Raw genomic sequence first — 12,829 nt, 5'->3', positions numbered from 1 at the left:
ATCTTCAAGTTGCCGATTGATCTACTTCAATTTCGAACATTTCGAGTAATTCGCGTTCAGGAATAGGTTTACTGAAGAAGAACCCTTGTACTTCTTCGCACTTCGCTTTTACTAAAAATTCGAGTTGCTCTGAAGTTTCAACGCCTTCTGCAATGATGCCCATACCGAGATTATGGCCCATAGCAATAATCGTTCGTGTTATCTGCGCATCATCCGTATTAGTCGGTAAATTTTGGATGAATGAACGGTCGATTTTCAACGTATCGACGGGGAACTGCTTCAAATAGTTCAGCGATGAATACCCAGTGCCGAAGTCGTCGATGGCGGTTTTAACCCCTAGGCGGCGTAAACCATTGAGCGTTTCTAAGGTGTGAGCGACATCGTCCATTAAGATACTTTCTGTCAGCTCTAGTTCGAGTTGGCGCGGATGCAGGCCGGATTTAAAGATGGCGTCTTTTACTAACTCAAGGAAATTGTCTTGTTTAAATTGACGCGCAGATACGTTTACGGCGACTCGCTCGAGAGCGATATTGTATTTTTCTTTCCAATCAGCGAATTGTAAGCAAGCTTGCTCTAATACCCACTGGCCAATCGGCACGATTAAGCCGGTATCTTCGATAATCGGAATAAATACTCCCGGCGCTATCATACCTTTCGATGGGTGATTCCAACGTAATAAGGCTTCGACGCCAACCGGAGAAGCGCTAGCGGCGTCATATTGTGGTTGGAAATACAGCTCAAGTTCTTGTCGAGCTAGTACGTGGCGCAGGTCGTTTTCGAGTTCAAGCAGCTGCACTGCTTTTTTATTCATCGACGCGTTGAAGAACTGAACGTTATTGCGGCCCATATCTTTGGCGTGGTACATCGCCATGTCGGCGTTTTTCAATAATTCAATAACGCTACCGCCGTCGTTAGGATAGATACCAATACCAACGCTGGCGCTGATGAATACTTCGCGCTGGCCGAGCAAAAATGGGCGATTAAGTGCATGTAAAATGCGTTCGCCAATACGCACTGCTGTATCTGCAGCGGCTTCATTATCGCTTTGCTCACCCACGGCAATGGTGAATTCATCGCCGCCCATGCGACAGACCATGTCTTGCTTTTTCACGCAGTTGCTTAGGCGCAAGGCAACTTGCTTCAGAACCTGATCCCCAGCGGGATGGCCCATCGAATCGTTAATCGGCTTGAAACGATCCAGATCAATAAACAACAAAGCAACACTGCCTTCCCTTTCGCGAGCACTCGCGAGCATACTTTCTAAGCGCTCATGCATTTGGCTGCGATTCGGTAGACCCGTGAGTGGATCAAAGTAGGCGAGGCGATGAATGCGTTCTTCAATAACCTTGCGTTCTGTGATGTCCGACATAATGATAATCAGACTTTGCACTTCATGATTATGATCGCGAATAGCACTGACACCAGCCCAGCCGGTGCGAATATCATTGTTCACACGCTTGTAAAAAATTTCACCTTGCCAGTAGCCATCCACAACTAAGGATTCACCGATCTGTTCGAAGAAATCCGTGTTATGGCGTTCTGATGAAATCAAGAAGTCTGGTGTCTGACCGATCACTTCCTGTTGGCTATAGCCAGTAATATGGGTGAATGATTTATTGGTATTGGCGATTCGTAACTGACGATCGGTAATTAAGATGGCTTCGTTGCTGTTTTCAAAAACCTCGGCGGCCAATTGCAGCTCTTGTTCTATGCGCCGCGATTCGGTGACATCACGGCAAATACCGAGCATGCCTTGCAGTTCGCCATTGTCATTCCACAATAAGCTGGCTTGCAGTTCGAGCTTGATCTCACTGCCAGTTTTACTGGTTGCAACCATGTCTTGTCGAATCATGGCGTTGCGGCGTTGTGTTCCTACGGGGTTACGAATCGCTAGCTGTACATGATGGCGCATCATTTTAAACAGTGTGCGGATGTCGGCCTTGGTAAATATAGTGTTGACGCCGTCACGCAAGAGTTCGTCGGGCTGATATCCTAGAACGCGGGTGACAGAACTACTGACGAAATTAAAATTAAGCTCAGCGTCGGTCGCCCAAACGATGTCTTTCATATTTTCGGCAAGCAGTCGATAGCGGCGTTCGCTTTCAACGATCTGTTCTTGTTTCTCAACGTCTTCAGTGACATCACGAATGGTGCCGACATAGCGCACAATTTCACCATTTTCTTTGGTATCAAACGGCGAATCACGGAACTTAAGAATACGTATACTGCCGTCTGCATGCAGGAATCGAGCTGTGCCCTCTCGGGTACTACCGGGTTGCATTTTGTGTATGTGCATTAGAGCTTTATGTAAATGCGGTACTTCTTCTGGATCGGCGAATGACAGCCAGTTGCGTTCAGTAAACTCTGGGGTGTTTGGGTAGCCCAAAATCTCGGAGATAGCCCGATTTTTAAAGGCAATGTGCTGGCGCATGGTGTCATCGAGATCGATGACGTACACCAAGTCAGGCATCGAATCCATGACGTGCGCCCAGAAGCTTTCACGTTCGCGAATTTGCTCAGTGGCATTTTTACGGTCGGTCACATCGACTAAGGTCATCAGCGCTTGACCGTCAGCACCAGAACGTAAGCTAAGATTGGCCCATATATGGCGTAGCTCGCCGCTCATGGTATGCAGCGTCATTTCGAATTCAGTGTTTGTTAGTTTTAAATCGCGAGCGTGCTGCAAGGCTGTCAGGAGAGGTTTAAAATCATCGGTATGATTTGCGTAGTGTTTTTCCAGCTCGAATCTGTCACTCGCGTCTGCTAACTGCAACGCGGCTTCGTTGACGTCAATAATATCGATATTGAGGACATCGTTGGTGAAATCTTTTAAACCCAATAAACAGTGAGCTATTCCTGCTTCTTCGAATAGTGCCTTGTAGCGAGTACGGCTTTCTTCAAGTGCACTTTTGGCTTTAACGGCTTCAGTAACATCGCGCAGTAGCCAAACAATACCGGTAATTTTGTTGTATTCATAAAGTGGGTGATAGCTTTGCTCGAGAATTCTAGCCTCGCCTTTTTGTATGAGATTAAGTTGGCGGCCGCTATCTTGTAATGTGTTGAGTTCTTCGATGTCCAAGCCGCGGTTCCACAAGGCTTGTTGGTCTGACCATAGATCGCCCAGTTGCCGCCCAATAATATCTTCGCGACTTTGATAGCCCAGCATATCAACAGCTTTGGGGTTAACGTAATTTATGGTGCCTAGCACATCGGTTGAAATCAGCGCTTCATCAATCGACTTCAACGCTCTGTCGGCGCGTCGTTCTATGTAGCGGCGCTGTGCGCGTAAGTGTGCAACTTGGCGTTCCTGATGGCGTAAAAAATGCCACAGGCCCACTAATATCAAGCCAAAGACAATAAGAAAGATCAGAGGGTTACGCAACCTTGCCCACAACTGCTGATTTTCATAACCTTGAACGGGCAGGGCAGCGACATTCCAGCTTGTTGCTGGCACAGGGGTTGAATAAATAATGTTTGCTTGTTCATCAGCGGTTAGCACTGGCCGACTGCCGGTGCTGGCAAAATATTTCTCGCGAATGGATACCTTGTTGCTGTCCCGCTCAACCAAGAGCATTTCGAAGCCAGGAAAACGACCGTTATAAATAATATCCGAAAGGTTGCTGTATGAGCGGCGGCTAATCAGAATGTATTCGCTACTGGCGCTCTTGAATGGCGTTGCTATGTAATAGCCACCCATGTGACCGTAACGCAGTGAAAAAACCGTCGATTTATAATCTGCTCGACTTAGATGCTCGTCGATATCTTGAATTTCGTTATCCCCCATCAGCTGGCCGTACTGAAAAAGGAGATCGCCGGATGTGGAGGTTAAAAAGAAGCCTGTCGCGTTGAATATGGCGGCACTGATATGTCCCCAGAGTTCGTCTTTATCAACCGTTGCAGGAGATGTTATGCATTGTTCGAGAAAGCCACTGTAACTGCGGGCCAAGGTGTTATTGGCATGTAAGCCTGCGCGGGTAAGTAGTCCTGCTTGCATCGCATAGTTGTCGAGGGTGCGATGAACGTCTTCGACAAAACGCCGTTCATCCTCTTGCCATTGTTGAAAAGCATTGAAACCGAGAACCACCGCCAAGAAGATAAAACTCAGAAGAAACAGCGGCAAATTCACACTGGTTGAAGTACTGAGGTTTTGCTCGTTCTCCGTTACATCATGAATACTAGAAAGCATGGTTACCTGTCTGGCTGTTATTCGATCCTTCATTATAGACACAAGTCGTAAGTTTCGTAGCGCTTGGCGGCCATGCCCGCGTATTAGCGATTGCCAAGTGCGAGGCTTTTCAGTAGCTTTGCCAGCAAATCGATTCGAGGACCTTAGCTATGGCTCAATATGTTTTTACAATGAATCGTCTTGGCAAAATTGTACCGCCCAAGCGACAGATTTTACGTGACATCTCATTATCCTTTTTCCCCGGCGCTAAAATCGGCGTACTTGGTTTAAACGGCTCGGGCAAATCAAGTCTGCTGCGCATTATGGCTGGAATTGATCAAGATTTCATAGGCGAAGCTAGGCCACAACCTGATCTGAATATTGGCTACCTACCACAAGAGCCGGAATTGGATCCTAATAAGGATGTAAAAGGTAACGTCGAAGATGGCTTAAGCGAGCTAATGAATGCGCGAGCCGAACTCGATGCCGTTTATGCCGCCTATGCTGAACCGGATGCCGATTTCGATGCACTGGCAAAAAAACAGGGGCGTTTAGAAGCCATTATTGAATCGTCCGGGGGTCATGATATTGATCGTCAGATGGAAATCGCTGCCGATGCTTTGCGTCTACCACCATGGGATGCGGATGTTACTAAGCTTTCAGGTGGTGAGCGTCGTCGGGTCGCTTTGTGCCGCTTATTAATGTCGAAACCAGACATGCTGTTATTGGACGAGCCAACGAACCACTTGGATGCCGAGTCTGTGGGATGGTTGGAACGTTTCCTTGATGAATACCCAGGCACTGTGGTGGCGATTACCCACGATCGTTACTTCCTTGATAACTGTGCCGAGTGGATTCTAGAACTCGACCGTGGTCATGGTATTCCTTATGAAGGCAACTACACCACTTGGCTAGAGCAAAAAGAAAAACGCTTAGAGACCGAGAAAAAACAAGAAGATGCCCACGCTCGTGCGGTTAAGCACGAATTGGAATGGGTGCGTCAGGGCGCTAAAGGTCGTCAGAGCAAGAGCAAAGCACGTTTGGCTGCATTTGAAGAGTTATCGTCACGCGAATTCCAAACGCGTAACGAAACCAACGAGATTTATATTCCACCAGGCCCGCGTTTGGGCGACAAGGTTATCGAATTCCACAATGTTACTAAGTCGTATGGTGACCGCGTGCTGATTGATAACTTGAGCTTTACCGTACCGGCTGGCGCAATTGTCGGTATCGTCGGTGGTAACGGTGCGGGTAAGTCGACGTTGTTCCGCATGATCGCGGGTCGTGAACAACCTGATTCCGGTGAGGTCGTGTTAGGTTCAACAGTTAAGCTAGCGTTTGTTGAGCAGTTGCGCGACGAGTTAGACGATAAGAAAACCGTATGGGAAGCCATCTCGGATGGTAGTGACATGCTGAACATTAACGGCAAAGAATATCCAAGCCGTTCGTACATTGGTCGCTTTAACTTTAAAGGTGGCGATCAACAGAAGCGTGTTGGTGATTTATCCGGTGGCGAACGTGGACGTTTGCAGTTGGCGTACACCTTAAAGCAAGGGGCTAACGTACTTCTCCTCGACGAACCATCCAACGACTTGGATGTCGAAACATTACGTGCACTCGAAGAAGCCGTGTTGGCATTCCCTGGTGCGGTAATGGTGGTGTCGCATGATCGCTGGTTCTTGGATCGTATTGCTACTCATATCATGGCCTACGAAGGCGACTCGCAAGTGACCTTCTTTGAGGGTAACTACACTGAGTATGAAGAAGACCGTAAAAAGCGCATGGGTAATGATGCTCAGCCGAAACGAATGAAATACAAGCGTCTCGCTTAATTCAGTCGATTGGCCTAGACGGAAATATTGCCGAGGTAAAACTCGGCAGTTTCCGCTAATTTTATAATGCAGTGTGACGAATGTCTTATTGAGTCGTCGCTTAGCAGTTGCGATCTGCGTTAAAACGTCTAAACCTGTATACAGACTCTACAGGAAATCATCATGGAACAACGCCAGTTTAAACGCGTTCATTTCTTCCAGCGTGTACAAGTGGAAAGCGAAGGCAAAATTTTAGAGACCTATTGCCTCGATGTTAGCTTGCGCGGCATCTTACTGGTCTTGCCTGAGCACGTGACATGGCGCTTAGAGCAACCACTCAAAGTGACATTAGGTTTGGCTGATGGCGAAAATATTATTATGAACTGTTTTCTTGTTCATCTTGATGACGATGTTGTCGGTTGTGCCTGTGACTCGATGGATATTGATAACCTCACCGCTTTACGTCGGTTATTGGAAGAAAACCTTGAAATCCCATCTCATGCTAATCGCGAACTCTCAGAGCTAATTCGTACACCAGAATAGTTGTGAGGCGGTAAAAACTACAGACAGAGTCATAAGACTGTCTAGCGCCTGTCATGCTCGAACGATATAGTGAAGCTCTCCTTACCAGTAGGAATCTCCTATGTTTCAGCCGCGACTTGAGCAGCATATCTATCCATCCCCCGTCGGCAAAATTGTCTGCGTTGGACGCAACTACGCCGCTCATGCTGCTGAGCTAAATAATCCCGTACCTGCTGAGCCCATTTTATTTATTAAGCCCGCTGATGCAGCGTGCGCTTTGGGTCCTGTATTCGCAGTGCCGCAAGGCATGGGGTCGGTGCACCATGAACTCGAAATTGCCGTATTGATCGGTGAAACACTCAGCAATGCGAGTGAAGAAACGGTTCTAGCCAGTCTTGCTGGCGTAGGCATCGGCTTAGACTTAACGCTGCGTGATGTACAAGATGGGCTAAAAGCCAAGAGCTTACCGTGGGAAATCGCTAAGTCATTTGATGGCGCTTGCCCGTTAAGTGATTTTATCGCTGCCGACAAAGTTGAAGACTGGGCTGATATTGAAATCAGTTTGATCCGCAATGGCAAAGTACAGCAAGAGGGCAATAGCAGTGCTATGTTGTTCCCAATTATTGCACTGATCGCTCGCATGTCTCGTCACTTCACCCTAAACCCCGGCGACGTCATTATGACTGGCACCCCAGCAGGTGTTGGTCCTTTAGAGGTCGGCGATGAACTTGAAGCGCATCTGCAAGATTGGCTGGTGGTGAATACCCACGTTAAAGGGCTTGATCCTGCATGAAGCAAACACAAGATCATTGCAACAAACCCGGTTTAACCCCGATTGAAGATGCGCTGCAATATTTGTTAGAAACCATTTCAGTGCTGACCGAAACAGAAGCTATTCCATTAAGTGAAGCTCATGGTCGAGTATTAGCCGCGGATGTCATTAGCCCTATCAATGTACCGCCACACGACAACTCGGCGATGGATGGATACGCGCTGCATCATCTTAGCGATGTGACGCAGCCAGTAGAGATCGTTGCAACGGTTTTAGCAGGTCATCCGTATATAGAGGCACTAGCGCAGGGTAAAACTGTGCGCATTATGACGGGTGCGCCAATACCGCAAGGTGCAAGCGCAGTAGTGATGCAAGAAGATGCGCAACGTACCGGCGATTCCGTAGTATTTGCTGCGGGTGTGGCATTGAACGAAGGCATGAATATACGTCGCGCCGGTGAAGACATCCGCAAGCTTGTTACTATCTTACCTGCGGGTCGCCGTTTACGCGTTGCGGATTGCGGTTTGTTGGCCAGCATTGGTATCGCCACCGTGACTGTTGTCCGTCGGTTACGAGTTGCACTGGTGACCACGGGCGATGAACTACAACCACCGGGAACGCCGTTGCTACCGGGTAATATTTACGAAAGTAATTCGTTTACTCTGACGCCTATGTTACAGCGCTTGGGCGTCGAGCTGATTACTATGCCAGCCGTAGCGGATGATTTAATGGCCTTGCGTGCTGCGTTTACCCAAGCAGATGAACAAGCCGATGTGGTGATTACGTCCGGTGGCGTGTCGGTGGGCGAAGCGGATTTAACTCGCACTGTGCTAGAGGAATTGGGGCAGCTGAATTTTTGGAAGTTAGCGATTAAACCGGGCAAGCCGTTTGCGTTTGGGCGCTTACCCTCAAGTTGGTTTATTGGCTTGCCGGGCAATCCCGTATCGGCTTTAGTCACTTTACATCAGCTTGCTTTGCCTTTGCTGCGCACAATGGCGGGTGAAACATTAGCGAAGCCGCTGCGTTTTAATGCAACTACGCTAACCGATTTACGTAAATCGCCCGGTCGAACGGATTATCAGCGTGCTATTGCTAAGCCAAATGAAGAAGGGCAGTTAGTCGTCGCAACGACGGGCGCGCAAGGCTCAGGTGTACTCAGTTCGATGAGCCAAGCCAACTGTTATATCGTGCTGGAGAAAGAACGTGGGCGAGTAACAGCAGGTGAAACCGTAACCGTAGAGGTGTTCGACGAATGGTTAGCCTAAAACAAAAAAGCGCCTGAGTTAGGCGCTTTTTGTAGGCATCGTTAATAACAATATTAACGAATGATGTGTTCCATCTTATCAGGAACGCCATCCCATTCTGCCGCATCTGGCATTGGGTCTTTCTGTTCGGTGATGTTTGGCCATACTTCTGCCAATTCAGCGTTCAATTCGATGTACTTCTCTTGGCCCGCTGGTACTTCATCTTCCGAGAAGATCGCTTCTGCTGGGCACTCTGGTTCACACAGGGCGCAATCAATGCACTCGTCTGGGTGAATAACTAGAAAGTTCGGGCCTTCATAGAAACAATCAACTGGACATACTTCAACACAGTCGGTGTATTTACACTTCACACAGTTATCAACCACAACGAAGGTCATGCGTTCTCTCCTAATCTACGGCGCAGGCCGAAACGGTGTCGGCAGTTGGCGATTTAATATTCACCTATAATTAAGCCCGCTATTCTAGGTAGCTAGTGGCTTGGGAGCAAGGTCAATCCTCGGATTTGAACGGTTATCTATCGCCATAATCCGAGAATGTCTTATCGGTTTTACCGAATTAGAGCAGCCCTTTCAATTGATAGAGCAGTTCAAGCGCCTGCCGAGGTGATAAATCATCAGGGCTAATGCCCGCCAATTTCTCCTCCACAATCGAGGGGGCGGCCGCAAATAAATCGTTTTGCAGTGGCAACACTTTCGCTGTTTTGCTGGTGGTTTTAACTGGTGCCGCTAGGTCGTGACTGCCTTTTTCAAGAAGTTGCAATTGCGCCCGCGCTTGTTGAATAACCGTAGCTGGAACCCCCGCCAGTTGGGCAACTTGTAGACCGTAGCTCTGACTCGCAGGACCATCTTCGACGGAGTGCATAAAGATAATACGCTCGTCATGTTCGGTGGCTTTAAGATGCACGTTAACGGCGGTTGGGTGCTGCTCGGGCAGGGCCGTCATCTCGAAGTAGTGGGTTGCGAACAGGGTGAAAGCTTCGGTCTCATCGGCTAAATGCGCGGCAGCCGCCCAAGCCAAAGACAAGCCATCAAAGGTGCTGGTGCCGCGACCGACTTCATCCATCAATACCAAACTGTCGCGCGTGGCATTGTGTAAAATATTGGCCGTTTCGGTCATTTCTACCATAAAGGTCGAACGACCACCGGCGACATCATCTGCTGACCCCATACGGGTAAAGATACGATCAATCGGCCCGAGTCGGCACGATTCTGCGGGCACATAACTGCCGACATGAGCCAGCAAAGTAATGACCGCGACTTGACGCATGTAGGTCGATTTACCGCCCATGTTTGGGCCGGTAATGATCTGCATGCGTCGATCATTCGTCAGCGACGTATTGTTGGCAACAAATGGATCGGTAATTAAGCTTTCCACTACAGGATGACGACCTTGGATAATTTCCAAGCGGCTTTCGTCGACCAGCTCTGGTTGAGTTAAACGCAGGCTATCGGCACGCTCGGCAAAACACACCAAAACATCCAGCTCCGATAGTGCCGCAGCGCAGACTTGCAGTGGAATTAAATCCTCGGCCAGTGCGGTTAATAATTCTTCGTATAAAAATTTTTCACGGCTGAGCGAACGGCTTTTGGCACTTAACGCTTTATCTTCAAATGCTTTTAATTCTGGAGTAATAAATCGTTCGGCATTTTTTAATGTTTGGCGACGAATGTATTCGACCGGTGCCTTTTCGGCTTGGGATTTACTGATTTCGATGTAATAGCCATGCACACGGTTATAGCCGACTTTTAACGTACTTAAGCCAGTGCGCGCCAACTCTTCTTGCTCTAGCTTAACTAGATAATCGCCCGCGTTTTCGCTCAGTGAACGCAGCTCATCTAATTCGCTATCGTAGCCTTCGGCAATCACGCCACCATCACGAATAATCACGGGTGGGTTTTCAATAATCGCTTTCGTTAAGCGCTCAACCCATTGCGGAAACTCCGGCGCACGCTTAGCAATGCCTGCGGCTAGCTCGCCATCTAGGCCGCTTAAATGCTGGCGAATTTCCGGAATCACGGTTAACGCATCGCGCAAGCGTGCGAGATCACGCGGGCGGGCAGAACCCAGCGCCACACGCGATAAAATACGTTCAACGTCGCCTACTTGGCGTAAGGCTTTGTGTAAATCTTCCCAGGCATAATGTTGCAAACACTGGGCGATTAAGCCTTGGCGTTGTTGCAGTAGTGCGCGATCACGTAGCGGTCGATTTAACCAACGACGTAATAAGCGACTGCCCATTGCTGTAGCGGTTTTATCCATCACCCATGCGAGTGTATAAAGCGAATCGCCTTTTTGATTAATATCGATTTCTAAATTACGGCGACTGGCGGGGTCGATAATAATGGCATCGCTGGCTTGCTCAACCGCAATCGAACGTATGTGCGGCAGGCTATTGCGCTGGGTATCTTGGGCATAATGCAACAAGGCACCGGCGGCGCGAATTGCCACCGTCATACCTTCGCAACCAAAGCCGCGTAAATCGCGAGTTTTTAATTGTTCGGTTAATAAACGCAGCGCGGTATCGCTTTCGAAATGCCACGGCGCAAGCATTTTACTGCCCGCGCGCTCACTTATCTCATCCGCAATATCTTGATCTTCGGCCAGCAATAACTCGGCAGGGCGTAAGCGCTCAATTTCGGCTAACAGCGCTGCTTCGCCATCGACCTCCATTACCGTAAAGCGACCACTGCTTATTTCCAATACCGCTAAGCCATGACGTTGCTTGGATGAACACAGCGCTACTAATAAGTTATCTTGGCGTTCATCCAGAAAGGCTTCGTCGGTCAGGGTACCCGGCGTAAGAATACGCACTACCTTGCGCTCAACCGGCCCTTTACTGGTGGCGGGGTCACCGATTTGCTCAGCAATCGCTACCGACACCCCTTGGCGCACCAGCTTAGCAATGTAGTTTTCCGCCGCATGATAAGGCACACCTGCCATCGGAATTGGCTTACCACCGCTCTGACCACGCGCGGTTAAGGTGATATCCAGCAACTGCGCCGCGCGCTTAGCGTCATCAAAGAACAGCTCGTAAAAATCGCCCATACGATAGAACAGAATCGTATCCGCAAACTCCCCCTTAATCTTGAGGTATTGCTGCATCATCGGGGTATGGGCGCTGGCCTGACTCATGTCGTGCGTGTCCTTCTGATTCGATTACGGGCGTGGTTAACGGGATCGTGCTAATGGATGTACAAACTGGAGCGAGATTGTACTGGAAAGGAGACTGATACAGAAATCTGGTGTGGGAGATGTGATCTCTAATAAATGGGTCAATGAAGTAAAGGGTATTCTACTTGCTTACTAGAATTGATACAGCAGATAATCCCGATTAGTATGAAAGTTAGTCATATATAGACGTTATCGTCTGAGCTGGATATTGACTAAATTGGTTAGGGATATTGAGAAGGAACTTTGACATGGTAGTTAAACATAAGTTTGGTGGAGTGTGGACTCGAAAGAAACTTGTGATTTTGGATGAATATCTTAAATTTTATACAACTGCTTTAAAAAATATGCCGTTTAAACTGCATTACGCGGATGCTTTTGCAGGTACTGGCTCTCACGATCCTGTTATTGATGGTGAGCAAAATATTCTAATTCCAAATGAAGACTTTCGTGGCTCTGTTCTGACAGCGTTGAGTGTTGATCCAGGGTTTTACCAGTATCATTTTAATGATTTAAACCCTGAACATGTTGAGGCGTTAAATGAACTTCGGAAGGAGTTTCCTGAGCGCAATATTCGCGTAAGTAAATTAGATGCCAATCGCTTTGTTCCCAAGTTTTGCAATACACTAGGGCCTGACGACAGAGCGATACTGTTTCTAGATCCATATAGCACCCAGTTAGACTGGGATACCCTTAGCCACGTTGCTAATTCTCAAAAAATAGATTTGTGGCTTTTGTTCCCACTATCGGTAATTCTTAGAATGACTCCTAAGGATGGCGCCAAAGTAAAACCCGAATGGAAAAGTACTCTGGATAGGCTTTTAGGAACGAGTGAGTGGGAAGAGGCGTTATATAAAAAGTGCGAAGTACCTGTCATTCAAGACCTTTTTGATGAATTAGATCAAGAGCTACCGATTGAGCGGGTAAACTCGCGAGAATTACAACAATGGGTTACTGAGAGGCTTAAGCAGATATTTCCTTACGTTGCTGAACCTACCGTTTTGAAAAATAAAGGGAGTCCATTATTTCTATTTTATTTCGCTGTCTCGAACAAAAGCCCTAGAGCACATGGACTCGCCGATAGAGTAGCTAAACACATATTGAAAAAGAATTTTGGTGATTGACG

8 protein-coding genes are annotated in these 12,829 nt (G+C 48.0%); 5 read left to right on the top strand and 3 right to left on the bottom strand.

Annotated features, from left to right (window positions below; genetic code table 11):
- Positions 1 to 4 precede the first annotated feature (4 nt).
- A complete protein-coding gene (locus tag TOL_RS15125; RefSeq protein WP_015488239.1) occupies positions 5 to 4,186 on the bottom strand; it encodes a sensor domain-containing protein in 4,182 nt (1,393 codons plus the stop codon).
- 149 nt (positions 4,187 to 4,335) lie between these two features.
- Between TOL_RS15125 and ettA the strand changes: the two genes are divergently transcribed.
- From ettA to moeA, 4 genes are all read left to right on the top strand, one after another.
- Complete coding sequence (gene ettA, locus TOL_RS15120) at positions 4,336 to 5,997, top strand: energy-dependent translational throttle protein EttA (protein ID WP_015488238.1); 1,662 nt, start codon at positions 4,336 to 4,338, stop codon at positions 5,995 to 5,997.
- A 162-nt stretch (positions 5,998 to 6,159) separates the two neighbouring features.
- Entirely contained in the window at positions 6,160 to 6,519 is a 360-nt protein-coding gene (locus TOL_RS15115; RefSeq protein WP_015488237.1) for a PilZ domain-containing protein, read from the top strand.
- A 100-nt stretch (positions 6,520 to 6,619) separates the two neighbouring features.
- The gene (locus TOL_RS15110; RefSeq protein WP_015488236.1) at positions 6,620 to 7,291 is read left to right on the top strand and encodes a fumarylacetoacetate hydrolase family protein; all 672 of its coding nucleotides are present in this window, start codon (positions 6,620 to 6,622) and stop codon (positions 7,289 to 7,291) included.
- On the top strand, positions 7,288 to 8,535 hold the full coding sequence (gene moeA / locus TOL_RS15105) for a molybdopterin molybdotransferase MoeA (RefSeq protein WP_015488235.1): 1,248 nt from the start codon (positions 7,288 to 7,290) through the stop codon (positions 8,533 to 8,535). Before TOL_RS15110 ends, moeA begins: the two co-directional genes overlap by 4 nt.
- Positions 8,536 to 8,588: 53 nt before the next feature.
- Here the strand turns inward: moeA and fdxA are convergent, their stop codons facing one another.
- Both fdxA and mutS read right to left on the bottom strand, forming a co-directional pair.
- On the bottom strand, positions 8,589 to 8,912 hold the full coding sequence (fdxA, locus tag TOL_RS15100) for a ferredoxin FdxA (protein WP_015488234.1): 324 nt from the start codon (positions 8,910 to 8,912) through the stop codon (positions 8,589 to 8,591).
- A gap of 178 nt (positions 8,913 to 9,090) precedes the next feature.
- Positions 9,091 to 11,667 (bottom strand): DNA mismatch repair protein MutS, encoded by a 2,577-nt coding sequence (gene mutS, locus TOL_RS15095; RefSeq protein WP_015488233.1) that lies wholly within the window; start codon positions 11,665 to 11,667, stop codon positions 9,091 to 9,093.
- A gap of 287 nt (positions 11,668 to 11,954) precedes the next feature.
- Here mutS and tcmP point away from each other — a divergent pair, with 287 nt between their 5' ends.
- Entirely contained in the window at positions 11,955 to 12,827 is an 873-nt protein-coding gene (gene tcmP / locus TOL_RS15090) for a three-Cys-motif partner protein TcmP (RefSeq protein ID WP_015488232.1), read from the top strand.
- The last annotated feature ends 2 nt before the right edge of the window (positions 12,828 to 12,829 follow it).

Source organism: Thalassolituus oleivorans MIL-1, assembly GCF_000355675.1.
GTDB classification, from domain to species: domain Bacteria; phylum Pseudomonadota; class Gammaproteobacteria; order Pseudomonadales; family Oceanobacteraceae; genus Thalassolituus; species Thalassolituus oleivorans.
The sequence above is the reverse complement of the archived record's forward strand: the minus strand, read 5'-3'. Positions and strand labels throughout refer to the sequence as shown.

What these genes read in the sequence shown, in the direction of transcription:
- mutS (WP_015488233.1), bottom strand. Translation starts at nt 11,667, where the DNA reads ATGAGTCAGGCCAGCGCCCATACCCCGATGATGCAGCAATACCTCAAG.
- ettA (WP_015488238.1), top strand. Translation starts at nt 4,336, where the DNA reads ATGGCTCAATATGTTTTTACAATGAATCGTCTTGGCAAAATTGTACCG.
- moeA (WP_015488235.1), top strand. Translation starts at nt 7,288, where the DNA reads ATGAAGCAAACACAAGATCATTGCAACAAACCCGGTTTAACCCCGATT.
- TOL_RS15115 (WP_015488237.1), top strand. Translation starts at nt 6,160, where the DNA reads ATGGAACAACGCCAGTTTAAACGCGTTCATTTCTTCCAGCGTGTACAA.
- tcmP (WP_015488232.1), top strand. Translation starts at nt 11,955, where the DNA reads ATGGTAGTTAAACATAAGTTTGGTGGAGTGTGGACTCGAAAGAAACTT.
- TOL_RS15125 (WP_015488239.1), bottom strand. Translation starts at nt 4,186, where the DNA reads ATGCTTTCTAGTATTCATGATGTAACGGAGAACGAGCAAAACCTCAGT.
- TOL_RS15110 (WP_015488236.1), top strand. Translation starts at nt 6,620, where the DNA reads ATGTTTCAGCCGCGACTTGAGCAGCATATCTATCCATCCCCCGTCGGC.
- fdxA (WP_015488234.1), bottom strand. Translation starts at nt 8,912, where the DNA reads ATGACCTTCGTTGTGGTTGATAACTGTGTGAAGTGTAAATACACCGAC.